Genomic DNA, 22,849 nt, shown 5'->3' with positions numbered 1-22,849 from the left:
GATTTGATTGGGCCTAGCTTGAGCAATTCAGTATTTGAGAAAAAGCCTTGTTTTCGCCACCACCTCCCTCTTTTGCCCGTCCCCCCCTAGACTTTATCCCGCCGGCCTACAAGCCCTGGGTGCTGCGGCTTGTCCACGGGATCCTGCCGCTGCTGTTGCGGCTGAGGGTGCGGCCCTGGCTTCCTTCCGGCATTGCCAAAATCGAGGCTAAGGGCGTGGAGACCCTGGCGCAGCTCTACCACCAGTTTCAGGCGGGCCAGATCCGGCTGATCCTCGCTTTCCGCCATGTGGAGGTGGATGACCCCCTGGTGGGCCTCTACGTGCTCTCTCGCCTGGTGCCCCAGGCTGCCCGTCGCCAAGGGATCCCCCTCCGCAAACCCATTCACGCCCATTTTCTCTACGACCGGGGCATGCCTCTTTGGGGTGGCGAGTGGCTAGGGTGGCTTCTGTCTCGCCTGGGCGGGATCCCTGTGCATCGGGGACGGCGGGTGGATCGGCTGGCGCTGGCGGCGGCGCGGCGCCTACTGCTGGAGGGCCAGTTTCCTTTTGGGATCGCGCCGGAAGGGGCCACCAATGGCCACAGCGAGCGGGTCAATCCTCTGGAGCCGGGAACGGCGCAACTGGCCTTTTGGTGCGCCGAAGACCTGGCCAAAGCCGGTCGTTCGGAAAAGGTGGTTGTGGTGCCCATCGGGATCCAATACCGCTACCTAAAGCCCTCTTGGAAAAAGCTGGAGCGCCTGCTAGGCCACCTCGAGCGCCTCAGTGGCCTGACGCCGCCGGCGGATCCCAAGCCTTCCGCAAACCGCCACTGTGCTCAGCGGATCTGTGGCCTGGCCCACCACCTGCTGGCCCAGATGGAAACGTTTTACGGCCTTCCCCCTCTTCCTTCTGGGGCGCCTTTCAACGCCCGCCTGGAACGGCTGCTCCACACGGCGCTGCAGACAGCCGAGACCTACTTTGGTCTGTCTCCCCAAGGGGACTGGAACAGCCGTTGCCGCCGCATCGAAGAAGCCGCCTGGACCCAGATCTACCGAGAAGAATTGCGACATCCCGGATCCCTGGCTCCGCTGCAGCGGGGGTTGCTCGACTGGAAAGCCCAGCAGGCCACCCTCTACCTACAGCACATGCGCCTGGTGGAAAGCTGCGTGGCCGTGCAGGAAGAGTACTTGCTGAGTAAGCCTTCTTTTGAGCGGCTGGCAGAAAGTGCCCTGATCCTGTTTGATGTCTTGGCCCGCCTGCGCGGCGATCCCTACCCGGCCCGGCCTCGCCTGGGTTGGCGAGAAGTTCAAGTTACGGTGGGGGATCCCATCTTGGTGAGCCAGCGATGGGAACGCCAGTACCGCCAAGGCCGCCAGGAAGCCAGACAGGCAGTAGCCGAGCTAACTCAAGATTTGCAACTTGCTCTCGAGCGCATGATCTCTTGAAGCAGCAATATGCCTGGCTGGCACAGTTGCCTGTGGTAGGGATGCGGAGCCCTTTCTCCCGCTCCCCTCTCCCAGAGGGAGAGGGGCTGGGGGTGAGGGCGGATCCCCCTGGGAGAGCCGACTTTAGTCGGAGGAGTGTCAAGACCATCTATAAGCAATGGCTAGGCCAGTTGCTCCTTTGACGTAGTCAATGTCTTCGCGGAACTTTTTGAGCTCCTGCTTTTAGATTGCATAGGCAGCATCAAGGGCGGTGGTAGGGGAGCCGAGACGCTTTGGAAGTTCCCCTTTCCCAAAAGCAAGAAGACTCAACCTCGGTCGGGTGCTGCCCCAGCTTTTGGGAAGACAGCAGGGGGGATAGAAACAGCCGTTGCGCCAAGGTCTGCCCAAAAAGCAAGGGATCCCTAGAGAAGGGATCCCTCTTCTAAGACCAATTGAGACTAGAACAAATTAGTCGCGCTCAATGTACAAAAAGAGCACGGCCATGGTTACTGCCGGAAGCAGCCAACCGACAATGGGGACGAAAATCCAAGGAAGATAAGCAGCAGCGTAAGAACCGGTCATGGTTTTGCTCCTCTCCAGTGTCTTGACAAGCTTGACAACTAATTCACCAACCCTCGAAAGATGGCGTCGATCCCGGCAAAGTTCTCCAACAGGAAGTAGGCAGCAAAGACGCCACCCATGCCTCCCAAGAAAAATCCTGCCGTCAGATCCCCCCAGCCACGCGCCGTAGATAGAGGATTGGCTCCCGGCGTTTCCGGCTTGTTTCCAAAGGTAACACTGCCATACGCAGACATGCAGGCGGTTCCCAGCAACACAATCACCATGGCCGTGACCAGCCCACCCAAATTGGCCGCCTCAGGATAGTCGCGCAGCGGGCCCACCACGATTTCCGGCCCCACCAAGAAATAGCCATGCGCCAACCCAATCTCCAGCCCCCGCAACAGCGGCGATAGGCCAGGACGGTTGATGGGGAGATTGTTGATAAACAGACGGGTGACAGGAGAATCGCTAATAGGCGTCGAAAGATGCCCCTCGCAGGGATCGTCGTTAAAGGTGCGAATGTAATCCATGTCCGAAGGTCCTGCCTGGAATTTTGCGACTCATTCTACGAGGCTTAAGTTACGCTCTCGGCAACCCATACTCGGATCGTTAAAAAAGTTCACGCTCACTTAACACAGAGATAGCTCCTCAGTTTGAGACTTTTCCCCGGCGCTCCACGCTGCTTCCGGGCTCTGACCCACCAGCAAACGCGAGCCGCTCTGCGCAACTTACGGGGGGAGAAGAGAAAGGCTTAGACTCACCGGCTGGTGGTGAAGAACGAACGGCTTCACCTTGACCTTAAATTATCCTGAATTGCGGGGCTTTGGAACTCTTGTAGCCCCCTTCCTCGTCTCATGAGTCTGGGCAAGCGTTCTGCCCCCGTTCTCTTCCCAGCTTTTCACCCCATTGGCTGGCCTAGAAGTTTGATATCCTATCGGGGGGCTGCTGTTGAAGGTAGCGGCACTTGCCCTTCTTCCCCTGTGAGGCCGTTCGCGCAGACGCGACGGAGTTCTGTATGCAAGCAACCCTCTCCATGACCGGTTCACTCCCTCAAACTAGGGAAGCCTCTCCCCTTCTGGAGACCCTGTTGGTGGTGGATGACGAGGATGCCATTCGGGAGACAGTTGCCCTGGCTTTGGAAGAACAGGGGTATCAAGTTTTACAGGCCGCCGATGGCCGGCAAGCGCTGGAGTTGGTGTATACGGCGGAGCGGCTGGATTTGATGATCCTGGATCTGATGTTGCCCAGCTTGAACGGCCTGGATCTCTGCCGGCTGTTGCGCAGGGAGGGCAACACGCTTCCCATTTTGATGCTGACGGCCAAAAGCAGCGAGACCGACCGGGTGGTGGGCCTGGAGCTTGGCGCCGACGACTACCTGACCAAGCCCTTCGGCATGCGGGAGCTGATCGCCCGCTGTCGCTCGGTGTTGCGCCGGCAGCAGCAGTCCCACCCCAGCGATGCCACGGTGCTCCGCTACGGGGATGTGTGCATGTTTACTCAGGAGTGTCGCGTGTTGGTGCGGGGTGTTGAGGTCAGTTTCTCCCCCAAGGAGTTTCGTCTGTTGGAGCTGTTTATGTCCAACCCCCGCCGCGTCTGGACGCGGGAGCAGCTTCTGGAGCGCATCTGGGGATCCGACTTTATGGGCGACAGCAAAACCGTGGATGTGCACATCCGCTGGCTGCGGGAAAAGTTGGAGCTGGATCCCAGCAACCCCGAGTATTTGGTAACGGTGCGCGGTTTCGGCTATCGCTTCGGCTAGTGTTCTGGGGTGTTTTGAGAGCCTCTCCCACGCCACTGGCGGGCAAAGGAGAGTGCCTCGGCACGGGTTTGGATCTGCCCCCAAGCCTGCGCCTCTTGCAGGGCTTGCAACAACTGACCTACCCAGGGGCCGGGTTTGGCCCCCAAGCTGTCCACCAGATCCTGGCCATCCAGCAGGGGCACCAGATGGGCCAAGGGATCCTGGGGATCTTCGTAGCGCTGAAGCCAAGACTCCAGCTTTTGGGGGTCGCCGCCCGTGGCTGCTGCCAACAGCGCCAGGCCGCCGAACAGGGATCCCGCCTGGTGATAGAGCCGCCACTGTTGCGCAGGGGTGGGGGAGTCGGCCAGAAGAGACTGGAGCTGAGGCAAGAGGTGGTGCAGCTTTTGGATGGCCCGCATTTCTGCGCGGCTGAAGCGCAGCCGTTCCAGTTCGGTTTCCACCACTGCTGCCGGGGTTCCCGCCGGATCCCACAGCAAGGCCGCCAGCACCGCCGCCAGCAGCCTGCTGCTCCCTTCGCGTGAGCGGTGCGGGGCACCTTCCGTCAAAGGTTGGGCCAGCTCTGCCAGGGTGCGGGGATACTGCCGTTGCCAGGTCTCGGCCCACCACCACACCGCTTGAGCTTGAAGGAAGCCCGGACTCTCCGCTTGCAAGCGGGGCAGCCAAGCCTGCAGCAACCCCGCCGCCACCGCCGCCTGCAGGTGGGCCAGCCCCGCCATCCCTGTTGCCAGCAGGGCCACCACCTCTGCTCGCACCCGTTCTGCCGCTACCTGGGCCAAAAGGGGGGCCCGCTCTCGGATCGCCTCCTCGGTGGCCGGATCCAGCGCAAACCCCAGTTGGGCCGCCTGGCGGTAGGCCCGCAGCAGCCGCACCGGGTCGGCGCTCAGGTTGTCGGGGTGTACCATGCGCATCCGGCCCTGGCGAATATCGGCTCGTCCGCCGGTGGGATCCAGCAGTTGCTCCCTTTGCAGATCCAAGGCCAGGGCATTACAGGTGAAATCCCGCTGCTCCAGATCCGCCTCTGGGGTGGGACCTGCCTGCAGCCCCACATCCACAGTTAACTTTGCCAACACCATACGGGCAATCTGCCGCTCGGCATCCAACACCACAAAGCCCGCCCGCAGCCGCCGCGCCACCCCCGCCGCCCACCCCACGGGATCCGCAGCGCACATCAGATCCAAATCCGCCGGCGCTTCCGCATCCTCGGCCCTGCCCCGCAGCCAAGCCAGGTAAGCATCCCGCAGGGATCCCCCTACCCAATAGCTCTCCGGCGGCAGCCACTTCTCAGGAAAAGGCAGCCATTTCCGGAAACAAGCCAGCAGCCATGGCAGGGCTTCGCTCATACGTTCTCGTTCGCGTCGGCGGTGTGAAGCACTTTATAGCTTAAACGGCAGGAAGCGCGGCCCCCCGCCCCTTAGAAGAGTGGGTGTCAGGGAGATTCTCCTACGGAACTGAACTATAGTAGGTACCAGAGCTTGCTGGTTCTTCCCAATAAAGACTGGAGCAACTGACCGTGGGGCTATTCAGCCGATTTTCCCGTGACATGGGCATTGATTTGGGCACTGCCAACACGCTGGTCTACGTGGCTGGGCGAGGCATTGTCCTACAAGAGCCCTCTGTGGTCGCCATCGACCAAAACACCAAGCAACCCCTGGCCGTGGGGGAAGATGCCAAAAAAATGTTGGGCCGTACTCCGGGCAACATTGTGGCGGTGCGCCCTCTGCGAGATGGGGTGATCGCCGACTTTGACACGGCGGAGATGATGCTCAAACACTTCATCCATCGCGTGCACGAGGGCCGCTACCTGATTGCTCCGCGCATTGTGATCGGGATCCCCAGCGGCGTAACCGGTGTGGAGCGACGGGCGGTAATGGAAGCGGCCCTGCAAGCCGGCTCGCGGGAGGTGTATTTGGTGGACGAGCCGGTGGCAGCAGCGATCGGGGCCGGCCTGCCGGTGCAAGAGCCCACCGGGAACATGATCATCGACATCGGCGGCGGCACCACCGAGGTGGCTGTCCTGAGTTTACAGGGGATCGTGCTGAGCGAGTCGGTGCGAGTGGCGGGAGATGAGCTGAGCGAAGCCATCATCCAGTACATGAAAAAAGTTCACAACCTCACCATTGGGGAGCGCACCGCTGAAGAGATCAAGATTCAGATCGGCTCTGCTTACCCGATTCAAGAGGAGCTGAGCATGGAAGTGCGCGGGTTACACCTGCTCTCCGGCCTGCCCCGGACCGTCACGGTGAAAAGCACCGAGATTCGCGAGAGCATGGCCGAGCCCCTCTCGGTGATCGTGGAAGCCATTAAGCGCACCCTGGAGCGCACGCCGCCGGAGTTGGCCGCCGACATCATCGACCGCGGCATCATGTTGGCCGGAGGGGGAGCGTTGCTCAAGGGCCTGGATGCTCTGATCAGCCATGAAACCGGCATCCTAGTTCACATCGCCCCCGATCCCCTCAGTTGTGTGGTGCTGGGTACTGGGCGGGTTTTGGAGGATTTTAAAACCTTGGGTCGAGTGTTGAGCGGCAGCTTCAAGGGCTAGAGGAGTTTTTCCCATCCCTGATTTGAGGTGTGAGTCGAGTGGGTCAGAGAGGTATCGCTTGAATCGGCTACGCCAATGGTGGAGGCGCCATGGTTTGGGGCTGCTCCTGTCTGCTCTAGCGATGGGGGCTGCATTAGGACTGCGCCAAACCCAAGGATCCCTGTTGGTGGAGTTGTACACTTGGATCACTGCCCCGGCCCGTCCGCCTGTGGATCCCGCCGCGGTGCTCAGCCAGGCTGCCACCCGTGAGCTGCAAGCCCTGGTAGCCGAGTTGCAGTACCAAAATCGCGAGCTGAAGCGGCTGCTGCAATTTACCGAGCAAATGCCCCAAGCGGGGATCCCGGCAGCCGTGGTGGGCCGCAGCGCCGATCACTGGTGGCAACAGCTCACCCTCAACCGTGGCAGCCGGCACGGAGTCAGGGTGGGAGATGTGGTCATGGCGCCGGGCGGGTTGATCGGGCGAGTCGAGTCGGTTACTCCCAATACCAGCCGGGTGCTCCTGATCAGCGATCCCACCAGCCGTGTCGGGGTGATGTTGAGTCGCAGCCGATACATGGGCATCTTGCGAGGTACGGGCACCCAAAGCGCTGTTTTGGACTTTTTCGACAAGGCTCCCAAAGTCGAGGTGGGGGATGTGGTGGTGACCGCGGGCCTCAGCAGCTTTTATCCAGCCGGGGTTGTGGTAGGAACGGTTCGAGCGGTCAACTTGGACGCCAGCCCTGCTCCTCAAGCCACTGTCGAACTGTCGGCGCCGCTGGGCCTCTTGCAATGGGCCTTGATCTACCGCTATGCGCAACCTTCTGCTTCTTAAGCTTGGGTCTTGCCTCAATTGGGTGGTGACTGCCCTCTCAGGGGTGCTGGCAGCGGTGGCCCCTTGGTGGCGAGGGCCGGGCTTGGAGCTGGCGGGCCTAACCCCCGATTGGCCCTTGATCTGGGTGGTGTGCTGGAGCGTGCGGCGCAAGGCTTGGCAGGGGGCTGTTGCCGGGATCACGCTGGGTTTTCTGCAAGATGCGCTGACCAGCCCTTGTCCTACCCATGCGCTGGGGCTGGCCGTAGTCGGGATCCTCACCGCCAAGTTGCAAAAACAACGCTACATGCAGGAAGACTTCATTTCGGTGGCCTTGATCGTCTTCGGTATGGTGGTGATCGCCGAAACCCTGATGGCGCTGCAATGGATGTGGCTCGTGGCCTCGCAGGGATCCGAGAATCTGGATCCAGCAGGAATGCAAACTTGGCTGGATGGATTGCAGTCTCTCAGCAGCACCGGCGGCGATGGCCAGCGTTCTCTGGAGAGCATCTGGTGGAACCATCAACGCAATGCCCTCACATCTGCCATTTTAAGTAGCCTGTGGGCACCTGCCCTCTATTGGCCCCTCAGCCGTTGGTGGCAATTTCAAGAGCGAGACCTAAGAGAGAGCTAGCTTCAGCTCCGACCCCCGTTTTCGCCTAAAATGACAAAGCCATCTGCGGCCCGCCGGCAATCTTGAGCCAACTGGCCGCATTGAGATTGGATGGATTCAAATTCAGTGGGAGGGATCCATGCCCCATACCATCGTCACCGACGTTTGCGAAGGCATTGCCGACTGTGTGGAGGCCTGCCCCGTCGCCTGCATTCACCCTGGCGACAGCAAAAATGCCAAAGGCACCGACTACTTCTGGATCGACTTTGCCGCCTGCATCGACTGTGGCATTTGCTTGCAGGTTTGCCCGGTAGAAGGCGCGATTTTGCCGGAGGAAAAGCCGCATCTGCAGCGAGTGCCCTGCTAGGCTGGTGGGCTGCTTCATTCTGCTTGCTAAGCTTTGATGGCCCTCTAGCCCAGAGAAGCCAAGGCCACAATGCCGCTGGTCAGCCAGCTCAGGGCCAGGATCCCTCCTAGGAAAGCCAAGGGGATCAGGCCCACCAGGCGCCACCACTCCAGATCCAGCGCCACCGCCGCCGCCCGCACCTGCCAAACCACAAACCACAGCAGTGCTGCAAAGCCCAGCAGGGATCCCGCCACGCCGCCCAAGGATTGGGCAGGCCCCAGTAGCAGCCACGGCAAACCGGCAAACCCCGTCAAGCACAGCAGCGCCGCAAAGGAAGGGGCGGCCCGCCCCAAGCAAAAGGCCAGCAACTGCAACAAAGCCGCCAAACCCACCCAGCCCAGGGATCCCATCAGTACCGCCAGTACCATGCTCGGCAGGCTTGCTCCGGAGCGGCGAATGACCTCCAGGATGTTAAGCAGCCCCACCACCCCAAAGGCTTGCCAGAGAACAGGCCGTTCCCGTAACGCCCGAAACGTGCGCTCCGGCAGAAACCAGGCGCCGTAGATGTTGTCTAACCAGGAATTGAGCATGGCCGGCAAAAAGTCAAGCTGCCTTTCATCTTAAGCCCTTGCTGAGCACTTGACAGGCACACCCCAAAAATGCGGTATGATCGACGAAGAATTCTGCGGCGTTGGTGACTGCCGTTATGTTTTTGCGATCGATACCCTTCGACAATTAGGATGGGAAGTGGATGTGAGAGCAGTAGGCCAAACTTGATTTGGAAACTATCGACAATCATCCCCGATATCCTACACTGGATTTTCCAGGTCGAAAACCACGGTAAAACGGCGCAACAGTATTCTCAAGAAGATCCTCGAAAGGGGATCTTTTTGCTGCTTGAAGGTTGCAGTTAAGTTTGTAGAGCCATTTCAAATGGCAATGAAACGTTTCTCTACGTCGTTATTGCTAGGCAAGGTTGTCCTATCCCTAACTCCCCTCTCCCAGAGGGAGAGGGGCCGGGGGTGAGGGAGACATTCAAATGACTATTGGGACGGGATCCCCTAAGAGGCTTGTTGTTAGTTTTGCACAGGCGGGACGCGGCGCAAGTTCAACAGCACCCTTGCGCTGAGGGGGCGGGTGTTGGCCAGTAGCCCCACGCTCAGCAGCAGCCAACGGTTCAAGGTGGTGCCGGCCAGCAGCCAAGCCATCAACAGGGCTGCCCCTCCCCCTTCTACCCCTGCCGCCAAGACCCAAGCCCGGCTACCTTTCCAGCGCCGAGACAAGATGGCCCATTGCAGCCCACCAACGCCAATCCCCGCCAGCAAGCCGCGCGGTACATCTCCCATCGTCCGCAAGGCGTTCTGGAGCCAGGGATCCGTCGGAGAGATGGCCATCCCCACCTGGGGAGCCAGGAAATCCGCCGCCGCCCAACCCAGAGCCGTGGCCAGCAGCGTGGCCGCCACCCACCCCACAGAGACCTGTCGCCGCAACACCACCCACTGTAGCAGCCCCATCAGCAAGCCAAGGCCGGCCCCGGCCACTGCCCCTTGCAATGATCCCAAAGCCGCCAGCACAGGAGCCAGTGCCCCCAACCCCAGGTAGCCGATCCCAGCCGCCCCCCCATTGGCCAAGAGCCAGCCCAACGCATTGCTCAAGCTTGGCCCATTGTGCAGCAGGTGAGGGGCAGACTTGCTGCTGACGTGTTCTTCTTGCCCAACTTTCTGTTCCACCTCGCGCAGGCCCTGTTCTGCCGAGGGGTTACCCGGCTCCAGCCGCAGCACTCCTTGATAGTCCATCTGGGCAAGGCCCCAATGGCCCTGCCGCTGGTGGGCCAGGCCGCGGTACAGATAGTAGCGGGCTTCGTTGGGGGCGCTCTGGATCAGCTCGTTGAGCAGGTGGACGGCCATTTTGTATTCGCCTGCCTCGATCAAATGCACCGCCCGCTGGAGCTTTTCCGCCTCAGCTTCCGACGCAGCCGCCTGCTGGCCAAACCCCGCAGGGATCCGCTGAAGAGGAATCTGTTGAGGAGGAGCCGAGGAGGTGGGAGTCGAGCTCTGATCCCCATAGACGGCTCGGAGCTGCTGGGCCAGCTCCTCCATGGTGGCCGGGCGAAGGGCAGGGTCTTTCTCCAAGCAACGCAGCACCACCCTTTCCAGAGCCTCAGGGATGGGGTGGGGCAGCGGATGGTCTTGAAAGGGGCGGGGCTGTTGGAAGTTGTGGACGTGGTACCAGCCCTGCAGGGTATCAGTCTCCGGCTCGAAGGGCAGGGCACCGGTTAACAGCTCGTACAGCACCACCCCCAGCGAATAGATGTCGGAGCGGGCATCCAGCTTCTCTCCCCGCATCTGCTCCGGGGAAGCATAGACCATCGTGCCCAAAAAATACCCGGTTTGCGTCAGGCCACGGGAGGTCTCCCCCATGAGCTTGGAAATGCCGAAGTCGAGGATCTTGACCCGTTCCTTGCCGTCGGGCCCTTTTTGCACAAAGATGTTGCTGGGCTTGATATCGCGGTGGATGACCCCTCGAATCGAGTGTTTGCCCAGATCCATGTGAAAGTTGTGGGCGTGGTGCAGGGCCGAGCAAATTTGCAATGCCAAGTTCACCACCCGCTCTGGGCGCAAGGGGCCTTCCCGTGCCAACACATAGTCCAACCCCTGGCCGGTGTAGGGTTGGGCATTCAGGTACTCCATCACCAGGTAGGGCTGGTTTTGGTAGAGGCCATAGGAGCGCACCTGCACAATGTTGGGGTGCTCGCCCAACAGAGCGCTGACCCTGGCCTCGTCCAGGAAGCGCTGCTGCAGTTGCTGGTAATACTCCGGCTCCATGTCTGGCGGCGGCGGGCGCAACAACTTGACGGCCACCGGCTCGTCATTCAACTGGGTATCCACCGCCTCGAACACATTGCCGTAGCCACCCTCGCTGATGTGGTGGGTCAGTCGGTAGCGGTTGCCGATCAGTTGTCCAATGAGGCGCTGGTTCATGGAGGAGGACGGCCAGCCGAGGAGAGGACTTACCTAAATGATTCTAGTCAGCTTGAGGGCGCAAGACCTGTTTGTGAGGGATCCGCTGCCATTGCCAACCTTTTTCGCCCCAAAAGCTGGGGATCCCGCTAGGATTGGGGCATGGGTGCTCTTTGTGAAACCGCCTCTCCCTCCCCCTTCTGGCTGGAGGTTACCGAGTTTGCCCTGCAGGCCACGGCAAAGGTCGGATCGCAGCTCTTGGCAGACTTTGGCCAGGCCTCCTCTACAGAAAAAGCGGACGGCAGCTTGGTAACCGCTTCTGACAAATGGGCAGATGACACGTTTCAAAAGGCAATTGCCGCGGCCTATCCGGCTCACGGCTACCTGAGCGAGGAGTCCAACCACATTTTCCCGGAGGAAGAGTGGTGCTGGGTGGTGGATCCCTTGGATGGCACCACCAATTTTGCCCGCGGGATCCCCATCTGGGGCAGCTCGCTGGCGCTGTTGCACTGGGGCGTGCCTGTGTTTGGCTGTGTGCATCTGCCGCCCATCCGCCAGACTTTTTACGGCTACTGGCCTCAGTTTGCGGGCGATGCGCCGGCAGGAGCTTTTCTCATCCGCCACGACCGGGATCCCGTCCGTCCTCGGCCCATCCACCCCAGCACCGCCCCACCCGGCCCCAACCAACTGTTTAATTTTTGCTCCCGCAGCAGCCACTGGATTAGCCCGCAATTTCCCTGCAAAGCGCGGATGTTGGGGGGCGCTGCCTACAACCTGCTGGCGGTGGCCAGCGGCAGCCTTTTGGGAGCAGTAGAACGCTCACCCAAGATCTGGGATGTGGCGGCGGTGTGGGCCATCGTCAAGGGGGCCGGCGCCGTTTGGGAGCCCCTTGGCCCTGCTGACCCGGATCCCGGAAGGCCGTTGATCCCCGGCAAGGACTATGGCCGGCTGACCTATCCGACGCTGGTGAGCGCTCAGGACAGGTGGATCCCGCTATTTCGGGCTTTCATTGCTCTGTAGCTCTCGTAAACCGCCTGGACGTTGTACCAGTTGAGGAAGCAAACCCGACACAGCTCCAAGGCCAACTGCGAGCGGCCTTGCCGGATCAACCAGCGCAGCAGCGGCTCTAGCCGCTTCTCGTTCAGCCAGCCCCCCAGCGACAGCAGGCCCCATAGGCATTGATGCAGAGGCGTCAGTTGGATCATCAGGCGCACGGCCCAAGTGGGGTGCTTTTGGTAAAAGAGGATGCCCATGCGGCCCCGCTGCCGCTCCCGCTCGATGAGGGCTGGGATTTGCGCTAGCTCGAAGGGCGGATGCCAGTGGTAGCCGGTGGCCTGGGGGCACTTGACCAGGCGCAGGCCCAGGTGCTTCAGCCGCACCCCCAGCTCCAGGTCTTCCCAGCCGTAGAGGTGAAACCGCTCGTCAAAGGGGCCGGCAGGGGTTTCACAAGCCCGCTCCAGCCAATGGCGGGCGATGGCCACATTGCCGGTGGCAAAGAAGGCTGCCGAAAAATCGGTGGGCTTGAAGGGCTCGGAGCAGGGATCCTGGAAATTGCAGGTGTTGATCACCCGCCCATAGGTGAAGACCTTGGCTTCCTGGAGCGAACTGGGATCCCCCTTGACGCCGTGTCGCCGCAGCATCTGGGCATGAGCGGCCAAGAAATGATCCACCACCACCAGGTCGCTGTCGATAAAAACAATGATGGATCCCTGGGCATGGCGAAACCCCAGGTTGCGGGCGGCAGCAGGGCCGCGGTGTTCTTGGCACAAAAGCTTTATCGGCGGCAAATCTGGCGGCTGGCTCTGCAGCCATTCCACCGTGCCGTCGGTGGAGCCGTCGTCCACCACCACCACCTCGTAGCCGTCGTAGGGGCCAGGCTGCTGCTGGGCCAAAGCTTGCAGACATTTCTGCAAGATGGGACGGCGGTTGTAGGTGGGGATGATGACGCTGATGTACACCGGGGATCCCTGGCTCGTAAGGCAAACCCTACTCCTAGAGTCAAGGGGTTTTTCTATACGGCTAGAGAGCTTTGAGCAGCTCTGCCGATTGGCGCACCGTCTCGAAAAAGTGATGGACATTGGCCTCCGGAGTGGTGTGGTGCACGCCGTGGCCCAGGTTCATGATGTGGCCGCGGGGTCCCGCCTTTTGAATCACCTCCAGGGTGCGCTGCTGGATGAATTCCGGGGATCCCAGCAACACCATCGGGTCGAGATTGCCCTGCACCGCCAGGGATCCCAGGCGGGCCCTGGCCTCGGCCATGTCGCTCATCCAATCGAGGCTGAAGACATCGATGCCAGCTTTGCCCACCCGCTCCAACAAAGCGGCGCTGCCGTTGATGTAGAGAATGAGCGGCACCTGCGGATACCGAGCTTTCACCTGATCCACAATTTGCTTTTGGTAGGGCAAGGCCCAAGCTTCGTAATCGCCGGGGCTGAGCTGGCCGGCCCAGGTGTCAAACAACTGCACCACCTGGGCACCGCACTCGATCTGGTAGATCACGTAGCGGGCAATGCTATCCGCCAGCTTGCTCAGCAACTGATGCAACATCTGCGGCTGAGTGAAGGCCAGGCTCTTGATATGGGCATAATCTTTGGAGCTGCGGCCCTCTACGGCGTAGCAGGCCAAGGTCCAGGGGGAGCCGACAAAGCCCAGCAGCGTTGCCTTCCCTTCCACCTCGCGGCGCAAGGTGCTGAGTATGGTCTTGATAAAGGGCAGGCTTTCTTCCGGCTCTAAGAGACGGATTTGGTCGATTTGGGCCTGGGAGCGGATTGGCGGGTCGATGATCGGCCCCTGCTGCTCCACCAGCTCAAAGGGGATCCCCATGCCCTCAAGGGGGGTGAGGATGTCGCTGAACATAATGACGCCGTCGGGGGCAAAGGCGCGAAACGGCTGCAACGAGATCTCAATCGCCAGCTCCGGGATCTCGCAGCGCTGCTTGAAGGTGTATTTGCTCTGCAGCTCACGGTAGACCGCCATGTAGCGCCCCGCCTGGCGCATCATCCAAACCGGAGGACGATCCAGCACCTCCCCACGGGCCGCCCGCAGCAGACGGTCGCCATCGCCAAGCTGAGCAGATGAGTGGGACATAAGAAGACCAAGCCGGCTGAAGATCCTTAATGCATCCTGACATTGGGGGGACGGCTAGCGCAAGCTTGCGGATCCCCTATGCCGCCGCGTGCAGGGTATCAAGATAGAGTTTTAGCGGCTCAAGCAGGGATCCCGACCTGGAGTGGACATGAGATAATGTCGGCTTGCAAGCCTGTTGTAGAACTACTCGACAGGGATCCCCCCATTGCCGAGTTGAGAGGAAACCCCGCTTGGTTGCCCAAACCTTTGACCTGAAAGTCTATCTGAGCCGGCGTCAGCAACAGGTGGAAGAGGCGCTTTCTGCAGCTCTGGTTCCCGCCTATCCGGAGCGCATTTACGAGGCGATGCGCTACAGCCTGCTGGCGGGGGGAAAACGCCTGAGGCCGATCCTCTGTCTGGCGGCCTGTGAGTTGGCCGGCGGCTCCGTGGAGCAGGCCCTGCCCACTGCCTGCGCCCTAGAGATGATCCACACCATGTCGCTGATCCATGACGACCTGCCGGCCATGGACAACGACGATTTTCGCCGCGGCAAACCCACCAACCATAAGGTGTTCGGCGAAGACATTGCCATCTTGGCGGGAGATGCGCTGCTGGCTTTTGCCTTTGAGCATATTGCCAGCCAAACTCAGGGGGTACCGCCGCAGTTGGTGCTGCAAGTCATTGCCCGCATTGGCCACGCAGCGGCGGCAACCGGCTTGGTGGGGGGCCAGGTGGTGGATTTGGAGTCGGAGGGCAAAGCCATTTCCCTGGAAACTTTGGAGTACATCCACAGCCACAAGACGGGCGCTCTGCTGGAAGCCTCGGTGGTCTCAGGCGGGATCCTGGCAGGGGCTGATGAAGAGCTGCTGGCCCGCCTGGGCCACTACGCCCGCGACATTGGCTTGGCTTTTCAGATCGTGGACGACATTTTGGATATCACTGCCACCAGCGAGCAACTGGGCAAAACGGCAGGCAAGGATCAAGCTGCCGCCAAAGCCACCTACCCCAGCTTGTTGGGCCTAGAGGCTTCCCGGCAAAAAGCCGAGGAGCTGATCCAATCGGCCAAGGAGGCGTTGCGCCCCTACGGATCCCGGGCCGAGCCACTGTTGGCCCTGGCAGATTTCATCACTCGCCGTCAGCATTAGGACAGGACAAAAGGACAAGATTCAGATGGGATCCCTGTCCCCCTGTTAAAGACCCTGGTCGCGTTCTGGTGCCGGAGAGCTCTATGCTGCAACAGTTGATGGCCAACCACGTCCTCTGGGTTGCTCTGCTGGCCAGTGGTTTGGCCCAGGCCATGAAGCTGATCCTGGCCTATGTGCGGTCGGGCAAGCTCGACCTGCGGGTCTTGGTGGAGACGGGGGGGATGCCCAGCTCCCACGCGGCGCTGGTGACGGCTTTGTCGGTGGGGGTGGGGATCCAGGAAGGCTGGGACAGCCTGCTGTTTGCGGCGACGGTGGTTTTTGCTTTGGTGGTGATGTACGATGCTGCTGGGATCCGCCAGGCCGCCGGCAAGCAGGCGCGGGTGCTGAACCGTCTCCTGGAAGAATGGTTTGAAGAGAAGGGCGCCGATCGTTTCCAAGAACCTTACCTGAAGGAGTTGCTGGGCCACACGCCTGTTCAGGTTATTGCCGGCGCTGCTTTGGGAGCAGCGTGTATCACCTTGTCGTTTGCCCTGGGAGTCAACTAACGACAATTGGGGCATGCTAGAGCAGAAGGAGTGCGGATGGTCATGAGTTCTCAACCGCGTCCGATCCAGCGTTGCCCCGCCTGTGGCAAGCCGATCCCGGCCTATCGATATAAGTCCCCCTACTGCGACCACTGCGGCTGGCGGGCGGCCTCAGCCGGAAAAGGTGGATCTGGGGGCCAGAGAGTCAGAGCTCAGGGGAATAGGATTCAACAACACCTGCAGCGCCTCAGCCTGCCCCCTCTGTTGCAGCCGCTGTTGAAGTTCGACTTTTACCTCTATCTGGGCTGGGGGATCAGCCCTCTGTTTCCGCTGGTGGTGGAGCGACCGCTGCTGGCCGAATCCAATTACCTGTTGTTGATCCCCCTTCTGTTGAGCTGGGGGCTGCTCTATCTGGCGGTGCGGGATCTGCCCCTGCCCCAGGACTTGCGGCTGCCGCGGCTGCTGTTGGATGTGGCGTTTATCCTGCTGCCCTTCTTCCAAAAAATCAACGTCTCCAAAGCCCCCAACCGACCCTACTGGAATGCCCTGCTCATCTGGGTCATCGGGATTTTGCTGGCTGCTGCCTTGTGGCTGTGGAGCTTCAGCCTGCTCTTGACGGCGGTGACGTTGCTGTTGACCAGCTTCTGCACGCTGCTGTTCTAGCCGAGATGGTTGACAAACACTCCAGCCTTCCATGAGCACTCCTGCATAGGCAAAACACGCAGCTCAGCTTTGACACTCCCGCTGACTATCGCAACCCTTGCATGGGAGTTCTGTAGCCAAGCGGGATCCTACCTACGCAAGAGATAGTCCTTTCAAACAGCAATGAAACGTTTCTCTATGTCATTATTGCTACGCAACGCTGTCGCGAACGCGCTGCCCTAGCTCCCCTCTCCCTCTGGGAGAGGGGCTGGGGGTGAGGGGCTGGCAGCAAAGTGTCTTAATCTTGTTTGAAACGACTATTACAGTAGAGAAGTAGACAACGCTGGAAGAAGCTGTATGCGGCTCACCAGCTTGCAACTCAGGAGCCAAAGGCCGAGATTCCCCACCGCTGCAAGCTGTCGAAGGCGGTGTAGGCCGTCAGATCCGGCTGCAGGGGCGTAATCGACACATACCCTTGGGCAACCGCCTGCACGTCGGAACAGGGATCCACTCCCTCTTCCACCACTTCCCCCGCCAGCCAGTAGTAGGCCTTGCCGCGCGGATCCAGCCGCTTTTCATAGATATCGGTGTACTTGCGCCAGGCCAGGCGGGCCAAGACCATGCCGCGTATCTCCGTCAGCGCCACCGGTGGGACATTGATGTTCAACAGCAGCGGCTTCTCTAGGGGCTTCAGGCTCAGCTTCTCCAGCAGCGTCAGCACCACCTGGGCCGCCGGCTGAAAATCCTGGTGGGTAAAGCTGGCCAGGCTCACCGCCAGGCTGGGGATCCCTTCCAATAGCCCTTCCATGGCCGCTGAGACGGTGCCGGAGTAGAGCACATCGGTGCCCAGATTGGCTCCCTGATTGATGCCGGAAATCACCCAATCGGGAGGATAATCCAATAGCCCGTCCAGACCCAGCTTGACACAGTCGGAAGGTGTGCCCGAACAGGCCCAGGCTTGCACCTCTGGCGGAAACCCCTCCTGCACCGGATCCACCCGCAGCGGTTTGTGCAACGTCAAGGCGTGGCCGGTGGCCGAGCGCTCCCGATCCGGACAGACTACTGTCACCTGGTGTCCGCCCATCTGAGCCAGCGCTGCCGCTAAACACCGCACCCCTGCCGCCTGGATGCCGTCATCGTTGCTAACGAGAATGTTCATCGGTGCCACTCCTCACCGCGTCCAAGCAGCCCGGCTGCCCCTACTATGCTATCTGCTGCTGAGCCCACAGCCGGCCAGGAGCCAGGAAAAAATGAAGAGTGCGGCTTCTGTATGTTACCATTAGACGTAGCCTTATAAACAACATCCGTATAACCACGGTGTTGCTCCATAAATCTTGAGTGTCATTATGAAGCTAAGGTAAAGCTACTACCGAAGCTCCCTTCCTCTTGGTTTATCCTTCCGTTAGGGTCTGGCCTTTTCTTTACAAACTCTTTTGATGGCTCGATGGAGCGGAAGAGGCGGCAAAGTTCACCTAGTTACTCAATTGACAGGAAGCCTATCCCATGTCCCTAGTTTCCATCACATCGGCAGCGGAGGCTCAGGAATGGCGGGAGCTCTGCCAGTGGGCCGAGGAGCACTACCGCTGTCGCACTTTTCCCAAGGACGTGCGCATCCCCACCCGTCCGGGCCTGGTCTACATCCCCCAAGAAGGCGTGGTGCGCCTAGTTAGCCAAACGCCGGAGCGGCGGGAGGTTTTTGTCGGGTTTATCACGCCCGGCGTGCCCTTTGAGCTGAGCAACCCGGAGCGCTTTGAGCTAAAAGCTTGCACCCATGTCGATCGCACCACGGTAATGTGGTTTTACTGGCAGGATCTGGAGCAGTGGCCCTACTTGCACCAGAAAATTCAAGAAAGCTTCCGCCAGCAACTGCAACGCAAGCTGCTCTGGCTAGGCAACTTGGGCCAACGGCGTGCCATTGACCGCCTCAAGGGGTTCCTAACGCTGTTGATTGAAGAGTACGGGCAGCCCTGTGAGCAGGGGATGTACCTTCCCTGGACTCTGACCCACGCCCAGATTGGGGACGCCATTGGGGCTACGCGCGTAACGGTCACTCGCCTGCTGGGATCCCTGCGCTCGAAAGGGTTTGTGCAGGTGCTGGATCAAAACTTAATTTGCCTTCCCAACGGGGTGAAGCTGCAGTCCGTGCCCAAAAAGGCGGCTAGCGCCTAAGCTATGGGCCTGCAGCTCTACTACCGTGCCTGGGGCAAAGGGATCCCTTCCCTGCCCATCCTGCTGCTCCACGGCCATCCGGGCAATGCTGACTGCATGGAAGTCTTTGCCGAGGCGGTGGCGGGGATCCACCCCTGTGTGGCGCCGGATCTGCGCGGCTATGGGCGTTCGCAGGTACGGGATCCCTTTGAGATGCCGGCTCACCTGGCGGACTTGCAGGAGCTGCTGGATTGCCTGGGTTGGCAGGAGTGTCTGGTGTTGGGCTGGTCGTTGGGTGGGATCCTGGCCCTGGAGTTGGCCTTGCGCCTGCCGCAGCGGGTCAAGGGCTTGGTTTTGGTAGCCAGCGCCGCCTGTCCTCGTAGCAACCATCCCCCCAGCACCGTTTGGGATCAGCTTAACACCGGCATTGCTTCGCTGCTCAACTGGCTTTGGCCCGGCTGGAGTTGGAACATCGACACCTTTGGCCGCCGCTCTCTTTACCGCTACCTCATCCAGCAACACACCCCAACCGCCTATCGCTATCTGGCCCAGGCAGCTTTGCCTGCCTATCTGCACACCTCTCACCAAGCCCGCCGCGCTTTGCGCACCGCCCTGCAACAGGGCTACAACCGTGAGGGGGAGCTGCAGCACCTGCGCCTACCTGTGTTGCTCCTGGCCGGCGAGCGGGATCGCCACATCACCGCCGCTAGCAGCTTGGCCACCGCCCGCCTTCTACCCCAGTGCACCTGCATTGTCTATCCCGATGTGGCCCACCTCTTCCCGTGGGAGATCCCTGAACAGGTAGGACGGGATCTGCGTCGCTGGCTTAGCGCTCAGGACTGGGACAAAGGGAGCTCTTCTAACCCACCCTCAGCGGGGGAAGCCGCAGCTTGAACTTGGACCAGCTTGCGCAGCCGGGCAAAAGCTTCTTCCTCCAGCCGGATCTGCTGCTGCTGCTGTTCTTCCGGGGTGCGCAGGCGTTTCCCCAGCGGCTGTTGCAGCGTGCCCAAAAGTAAGGGCTCGGAGACGCCCGGCTCAGGATGGATGACGGTGCGGGCCTGCAGAGTAAACACCGGCGAACCGGTAGAGAAGCGACCTGGGGATCCCAAATCGCTGGCCGCCTGCTTCAGCGTGAGGATCAGGTGCTCTGGGGTAATGTCCGGGCTGACGGCGATGACCGCCCGCTCTGCCCCTTGGTCATAGACCGTGGTGTAGGGGGCAGCGCCGGGAATGCGGGAGCGAAAGATCGGCCCCAAACTGAGGGCAAAACAGCCCGCCGTCAAAACCAGGGTGAAGGCCGTGTAGCCCACCAGCGAAAACTTCCAAGGCCAGTTGCGGATCCAGGCCAGCAGGGTAAGCAGAGCCAGCAGGCCCGCCACCCCCAGCCCCACCTGGGTGGCAGAGGCGAAGAAAGATTGCAAGGATCCATCCATCATTTACAGGGAGAAGGAGTTCGGACTCAGCAGTCTCATCTTAAGCAATCTGGCAATCCTCTCAACTGCTTGCTGGCTCTAGCCGGGAGGAGATAGGCTTGCGACTCCATCTGCCAAACCAGCTCTCGCTGATCCCAGAAGTGCCGGCAGCTCTGTGCCTTTTAGAACTGTTTTTTATGCTACTGAATGAGCATTGCTGGCAAGAAGAACGCTGAAAACAATGCGAAGGAAACGAACGACGGTATCAGCAAGATGGATATAATGCCAGCGAAGCGGCTTGAGAACTGTTGGCATGTCATCTTCAACCCTATCTGATGGAGCGCATCACCGGCTTGATTCTACGGATCCCTCGGTAGCTTTGCAGACCGCGAGAGACTCACTATTTGACCTCGGCAACCTCACCGCTGGGATCGTTAACGAATACCACGAGGTAGTCAGCAACTCCGTGCTGCTGGAGAAGCTGGAGGACTTTCGGGTTGTCTACGAAGAGGCCGTTGCCCGCCTACGGAAGCCCTCCTTCCGGATTGCCACCATTGGCACCACCTCTTCAGGTAAGTCCACCATTGTCAACGCTCTCATTGGTCGGAAAATCGCGCCTATCGAGGCGCAGGAGATGAGCGCCGGGATCCTGCGGATTAGGCACGGCGAGCGGAGCAAGTTAGTTATCCACAATACAGAAGGAGCCACCTGGGAATGCGGCACGTGGGAAGACCTGAGGGACGAAGAGATCTACAGCAGGCTCAAGCTGACAATGGAGGCTTACCACCAAGAGCGGCGAAAGAAGAGGAAGAAGGAAGATAAAACCGAGGTAGTCATCTCTATTAAACCTGCCTGAGGGCTTACAGGTTGAGATTTATGACTTGCCTGGCCTGAACTCAATCCAAGATAGAACAAGCCTCAGGATCATCCAAGAGCATGTCAGCAAGTGCTTTAGCCTCGTTGCACTGGATTACTCTCAGACAGATTGGCAAAGACGAGAAGCCCTCTTGAGAGAGCTAAAAGATGTTGTGGAGTTTCTCCGAGGTCAAACCAGCTTGATGATTTTCTTGCTCAATAGGGTTGACATGCGAAATCAAACCGACAACCCTCTAGAGCAAAAGGTCGAGGAGCTGAGAGAGGAAATTAAGGAGATTCTGGATCTTCCAGAGCTGCCTTTTATCATTCCGCTCTCTGCTAAGGCGCTCTTCTATGCCCAATGTGCCTGGGGAGCCAACTCTTCCGAAGGATCGGATGTGGATCCCAGTACTAAACAATGGATGCTCAGCGCTCTTTTTGAAGACTGTGCTAATCTCATCAAGGCTTCTACAAGAGGTGATAGGGAGCTGAAGTCTTGGATAGCAGACCTTGAAAACAAAGTCGAGGAAGGGCAGGCAATATCTGACAATGACACTAGGCTCTTGCTTGGCTACATCCGAGAGTGGAGCGGCGGCAACTTGCTATGGAGAGCATTGCGAGAAAGGATTCAAGCAGACACTGCAAGAGTTGTTATTCTCCCGGCAGTGCTACAAGTGATCAACTCAGCTAGAGAGATTAGCAGTGCCCTAGATGTCATAATCAATACAAGACGAATTCAGACGCTAGAGGAAGTAGATAGGCAAAGAAAATATATTCAAGAGAGACAAGAGCAATGCAAGGAAGCAATCAATCAAGTTGCCCAATCGTTTATCGCTGACATTACAGACTTACTCAACCAAGTTGCCAGTGCTAGTGGCACTCCTGAGTCCCTATCAAAGCTTGAGGAGGAAGCCAGAAAGAAGGGCTGGCAGGGGTTTCCCGATTTTATTGACTTTGTGGACGAGCAAGTTAAAGATTTGATTAATAAAATCATTGCTCCAGTTCGAGATGCACTCAAGCAAGAAATTGGTGTTTATCCGCTAGAAGATTCTCTGAAAGAAGTGATCCCTGCTCACATTGCCAACCTCGTTGCTAGATCTTGCGACATGACACTCAGAACGTTGAGGGATTGTGAGTGTCAGGGAGACAGCCTGATTCTGAGAGTACCTGTTGAGGAGAAAACCAAAAAGCCTCATGAGAAGATAGAAAGAGCTGAGCGCGCTGTTTTAGCTCTCTACCAATCGGTTAGGGACGCTCTCGAACATAGGGCCGAGTTTCTGTTACAGGCGAAGGCTCAAACTTTTGAGAGATTTGCGAACTCATTGATCTCTCAGCTTATTGCAAACCTTATTGGAGCCGTTGAAGAAATCCTCACAGTCTCTGAGGAAGATAAGCTAGGGATCCAGGAATTGATTCAAACTGGCGTTAAGCTGAGAAGCGAGCCCTTGCGCCTTACGCAAGATGTCTTTCTCTTTAATAAAAGAGCAAAGATAGAGACTACAAAGAAGGACAAAACTACAATAGTCGAGGAGCCTAGATCTTGCTTTGGAGGCAAGGAGTACAAGATAGCTAAAGTTGGGACGGAGTTCTATCAACAGCTAATTGTACCCAGCTTCGATAAGATGGCTGAGGAGTGGTCAAGCGGAGCAGATGCTGGTAAGCGAAAATTGTGGCAAGTTCTGAAAGAATGGATCATAGGTTACATGGAAGAACTAAGAGAGGCTACTCAAAAATTGGTTAGAAAAGCACTTGACCTTTCTATGGGTGAGCTAGATGAGCAAAGAAGGCGGATTGAAGAGAACTTTAACCAAGCAGTAGCTATAGCCGAAGATCTGGAGAATAGGAAGAATGCAATTGAAAGTTTTGTTCAATCTTTGTCTTGCTTAGGGAGTGGGAATGATGAGTGAGAATAACAAAGAGCAGGGAGAGCTTCTTGCTAAATTAGCTGCTGTAGGACTTGGAGCTATCGCTGGTGGTGCTATTGGAGGACCAATAGGGGCTGCTGTTGGAGCAGCTACAGCCTGTTAATTTAAAATAGGGTACAGGTTTCAAGAGGAAGGAGAGAAGGGAATGCCAACCCATTCTTTGG

At 59.0% G+C, this 22,849-nt stretch carries 23 protein-coding genes; 14 read left to right on the top strand and 9 right to left on the bottom strand.

The window, feature by feature from the left end:
- Positions 1-47 precede the first annotated feature (47 nt).
- A complete protein-coding gene (locus NW858_RS00710; RefSeq protein ID WP_414519331.1) occupies positions 48-1,424 on the top strand; it encodes a 1-acyl-sn-glycerol-3-phosphate acyltransferase in 1,377 nt (458 codons plus the stop codon).
- 447 nt (positions 1,425-1,871) lie between these two features.
- Here the strand turns inward: NW858_RS00710 and NW858_RS00705 are convergent, their stop codons facing one another.
- On the bottom strand, positions 1,872-1,985 hold the full coding sequence (locus NW858_RS00705; protein WP_011428960.1) for a photosystem I reaction center subunit VIII: 114 nt from the start codon (positions 1,983-1,985) through the stop codon (positions 1,872-1,874).
- Positions 1,986-2,023: 38 nt separating this feature from the next.
- Positions 2,024-2,494, bottom strand: a complete 471-nt coding sequence (locus tag NW858_RS00700) for a photosystem I reaction center protein subunit XI (protein WP_414332937.1) — start codon at positions 2,492-2,494, stop codon at positions 2,024-2,026.
- A gap of 503 nt (positions 2,495-2,997) precedes the next feature.
- Here NW858_RS00700 and NW858_RS00695 point away from each other — a divergent pair.
- Positions 2,998-3,723 (top strand): response regulator, encoded by a 726-nt coding sequence (locus tag NW858_RS00695; RefSeq protein ID WP_414332939.1) that lies wholly within the window; start codon positions 2,998-3,000, stop codon positions 3,721-3,723.
- On the opposite strand, the gene NW858_RS00690 is transcribed toward NW858_RS00695, so the two are convergent.
- Positions 3,720-5,063: a CCA tRNA nucleotidyltransferase gene (locus NW858_RS00690; protein ID WP_414332940.1), complete on the bottom strand. Its 1,344-nt coding sequence runs from the start codon at positions 5,061-5,063 to the stop codon at positions 3,720-3,722. The two genes, NW858_RS00695 and NW858_RS00690, sit on opposite strands and share 4 nt — an antisense overlap.
- 170 nt (positions 5,064-5,233) lie before the next feature.
- Between NW858_RS00690 and NW858_RS00685 the strand changes: the two genes are divergently transcribed.
- From NW858_RS00685 to NW858_RS00670, 4 genes are all read left to right on the top strand, one after another.
- Positions 5,234-6,262, top strand: coding sequence for a rod shape-determining protein (locus NW858_RS00685; RefSeq protein ID WP_414332942.1), 1,029 nt, complete (start codon positions 5,234-5,236; stop codon positions 6,260-6,262).
- Between the two features lie 94 nt (positions 6,263-6,356).
- Positions 6,357-7,073, top strand: coding sequence for a rod shape-determining protein MreC (gene mreC / locus NW858_RS00680; RefSeq protein ID WP_414332944.1), 717 nt, complete (start codon positions 6,357-6,359; stop codon positions 7,071-7,073).
- Positions 7,051-7,683 (top strand): rod shape-determining protein MreD, encoded by a 633-nt coding sequence (gene mreD / locus NW858_RS00675; protein ID WP_414519329.1) that lies wholly within the window; start codon positions 7,051-7,053, stop codon positions 7,681-7,683. The genes mreC and mreD overlap by 23 nt, the downstream gene beginning before the upstream one ends.
- A gap of 118 nt (positions 7,684-7,801) precedes the next feature.
- A complete protein-coding gene (locus NW858_RS00670; RefSeq protein ID WP_414519327.1) occupies positions 7,802-8,029 on the top strand; it encodes an indolepyruvate ferredoxin oxidoreductase subunit alpha in 228 nt (75 codons plus the stop codon).
- Positions 8,030-8,073: 44 nt separating this feature from the next.
- Here the strand turns inward: NW858_RS00670 and NW858_RS00665 are convergent, their stop codons facing one another.
- Both NW858_RS00665 and NW858_RS00660 read right to left on the bottom strand, forming a co-directional pair.
- Positions 8,074-8,598 carry a YIP1 family protein gene (locus NW858_RS00665; protein ID WP_414332949.1) on the bottom strand — a complete coding sequence of 175 codons (525 nt, stop codon included), beginning with the start codon at positions 8,596-8,598 and terminating at the stop codon, positions 8,074-8,076.
- Between the two features lie 486 nt (positions 8,599-9,084).
- Positions 9,085-10,989 (bottom strand): protein kinase domain-containing protein, encoded by a 1,905-nt coding sequence (locus tag NW858_RS00660; protein WP_414519325.1) that lies wholly within the window; start codon positions 10,987-10,989, stop codon positions 9,085-9,087.
- A 141-nt stretch (positions 10,990-11,130) separates the two neighbouring features.
- On the opposite strand from NW858_RS00660, the gene NW858_RS00655 reads away from it, so the two are divergent.
- On the top strand, positions 11,131-11,988 hold the full coding sequence (locus NW858_RS00655) for an inositol monophosphatase family protein (RefSeq protein ID WP_414519323.1): 858 nt from the start codon (positions 11,131-11,133) through the stop codon (positions 11,986-11,988).
- On the opposite strand, the gene NW858_RS00650 is transcribed toward NW858_RS00655, so the two are convergent.
- Together NW858_RS00650 and hemE are read right to left on the bottom strand one after the other, a co-directional pair.
- A complete protein-coding gene (locus NW858_RS00650; protein WP_414338203.1) occupies positions 11,943-12,926 on the bottom strand; it encodes a glycosyltransferase family 2 protein in 984 nt (327 codons plus the stop codon). The two genes, NW858_RS00655 and NW858_RS00650, sit on opposite strands and share 46 nt — an antisense overlap.
- A gap of 61 nt (positions 12,927-12,987) precedes the next feature.
- A complete protein-coding gene (gene hemE / locus NW858_RS00645; RefSeq protein ID WP_414349087.1) occupies positions 12,988-14,055 on the bottom strand; it encodes a uroporphyrinogen decarboxylase in 1,068 nt (355 codons plus the stop codon).
- Between the two features lie 230 nt (positions 14,056-14,285).
- Between hemE and crtE the strand changes: the two genes are divergently transcribed.
- The 3 genes from crtE (at position 14,286) to NW858_RS00630 (ending at position 16,366) form a co-directional block, all read left to right on the top strand.
- The gene (crtE, locus tag NW858_RS00640) at positions 14,286-15,179 is read left to right on the top strand and encodes a geranylgeranyl diphosphate synthase CrtE (protein ID WP_414335754.1); all 894 of its coding nucleotides are present in this window, start codon (positions 14,286-14,288) and stop codon (positions 15,177-15,179) included.
- Positions 15,180-15,262: 83 nt separating this feature from the next.
- Positions 15,263-15,724, top strand: coding sequence for a divergent PAP2 family protein (locus tag NW858_RS00635; RefSeq protein WP_414335755.1), 462 nt, complete (start codon positions 15,263-15,265; stop codon positions 15,722-15,724).
- A 42-nt stretch (positions 15,725-15,766) separates the two neighbouring features.
- On the top strand, positions 15,767-16,366 hold the full coding sequence (locus tag NW858_RS00630; protein WP_414335757.1) for a hypothetical protein: 600 nt from the start codon (positions 15,767-15,769) through the stop codon (positions 16,364-16,366).
- A 358-nt stretch (positions 16,367-16,724) separates the two neighbouring features.
- On the opposite strand, the gene surE is transcribed toward NW858_RS00630, so the two are convergent.
- Complete coding sequence (gene surE / locus NW858_RS00625; RefSeq protein ID WP_414519320.1) at positions 16,725-17,504, bottom strand: 5'/3'-nucleotidase SurE; 780 nt, start codon at positions 17,502-17,504, stop codon at positions 16,725-16,727.
- Positions 17,505-17,848: 344 nt separating this feature from the next.
- Here surE and NW858_RS00620 point away from each other — a divergent pair, with 344 nt between their 5' ends.
- Positions 17,849-18,514 (top strand): Crp/Fnr family transcriptional regulator, encoded by a 666-nt coding sequence (locus tag NW858_RS00620; protein ID WP_414335883.1) that lies wholly within the window; start codon positions 17,849-17,851, stop codon positions 18,512-18,514.
- A gap of 3 nt (positions 18,515-18,517) precedes the next feature.
- Positions 18,518-19,387 (top strand): alpha/beta fold hydrolase, encoded by an 870-nt coding sequence (locus tag NW858_RS00615; protein ID WP_414519318.1) that lies wholly within the window; start codon positions 18,518-18,520, stop codon positions 19,385-19,387.
- Here the strand turns inward: NW858_RS00615 and NW858_RS00610 are convergent.
- Complete coding sequence (locus tag NW858_RS00610) at positions 19,327-19,914, bottom strand: DUF2518 family protein (RefSeq protein WP_414519316.1); 588 nt, start codon at positions 19,912-19,914, stop codon at positions 19,327-19,329. The genes NW858_RS00615 and NW858_RS00610 overlap by 61 nt on opposite strands.
- Before the next feature lie 370 nt (positions 19,915-20,284).
- On the opposite strand from NW858_RS00610, the gene NW858_RS00605 reads away from it, so the two are divergent.
- A complete protein-coding gene (locus NW858_RS00605) occupies positions 20,285-20,761 on the top strand; it encodes a dynamin family protein (protein WP_414519314.1) in 477 nt (158 codons plus the stop codon).
- A 25-nt stretch (positions 20,762-20,786) separates the two neighbouring features.
- On the top strand, positions 20,787-22,667 hold the full coding sequence (locus NW858_RS00600; RefSeq protein ID WP_414519312.1) for a hypothetical protein: 1,881 nt from the start codon (positions 20,787-20,789) through the stop codon (positions 22,665-22,667).
- The last annotated feature ends 182 nt before the right edge of the window (positions 22,668-22,849 follow it).

The organism is Synechococcus sp. H55.10, from assembly GCF_047502715.1.
Taxonomy (GTDB): domain Bacteria; phylum Cyanobacteriota; class Cyanobacteriia; order Thermostichales; family Thermostichaceae; genus Thermostichus.
This window is presented reverse-complemented; position numbering and strand designations above follow the sequence as displayed.

Coding starts and splice junctions, on each gene's coding strand:
- NW858_RS00705 (WP_011428960.1), bottom strand. CDS start 1,985: ATGACCGGTTCTTACGCTGCTGCTTATCTTCCTTGGATTTTCGTCCCC.
- NW858_RS00700 (WP_414332937.1), bottom strand. CDS start 2,494: ATGGATTACATTCGCACCTTTAACGACGATCCCTGCGAGGGGCATCTT.
- NW858_RS00695 (WP_414332939.1), top strand. CDS start 2,998: ATGACCGGTTCACTCCCTCAAACTAGGGAAGCCTCTCCCCTTCTGGAG.
- NW858_RS00690 (WP_414332940.1), bottom strand. CDS start 5,063: ATGAGCGAAGCCCTGCCATGGCTGCTGGCTTGTTTCCGGAAATGGCTG.
- mreD (WP_414519329.1), top strand. CDS start 7,051: ATGCGCAACCTTCTGCTTCTTAAGCTTGGGTCTTGCCTCAATTGGGTG.
- NW858_RS00670 (WP_414519327.1), top strand. CDS start 7,802: ATGCCCCATACCATCGTCACCGACGTTTGCGAAGGCATTGCCGACTGT.
- NW858_RS00665 (WP_414332949.1), bottom strand. CDS start 8,598: ATGCTCAATTCCTGGTTAGACAACATCTACGGCGCCTGGTTTCTGCCG.
- NW858_RS00660 (WP_414519325.1), bottom strand. CDS start 10,989: ATGAACCAGCGCCTCATTGGACAACTGATCGGCAACCGCTACCGACTG.
- NW858_RS00655 (WP_414519323.1), top strand. CDS start 11,131: ATGGGTGCTCTTTGTGAAACCGCCTCTCCCTCCCCCTTCTGGCTGGAG.
- hemE (WP_414349087.1), bottom strand. CDS start 14,055: ATGTCCCACTCATCTGCTCAGCTTGGCGATGGCGACCGTCTGCTGCGG.
- NW858_RS00635 (WP_414335755.1), top strand. CDS start 15,263: ATGCTGCAACAGTTGATGGCCAACCACGTCCTCTGGGTTGCTCTGCTG.
- NW858_RS00630 (WP_414335757.1), top strand. CDS start 15,767: ATGAGTTCTCAACCGCGTCCGATCCAGCGTTGCCCCGCCTGTGGCAAG.
- surE (WP_414519320.1), bottom strand. CDS start 17,504: ATGAACATTCTCGTTAGCAACGATGACGGCATCCAGGCGGCAGGGGTG.
- NW858_RS00620 (WP_414335883.1), top strand. CDS start 17,849: ATGTCCCTAGTTTCCATCACATCGGCAGCGGAGGCTCAGGAATGGCGG.
- NW858_RS00615 (WP_414519318.1), top strand. CDS start 18,518: ATGGGCCTGCAGCTCTACTACCGTGCCTGGGGCAAAGGGATCCCTTCC.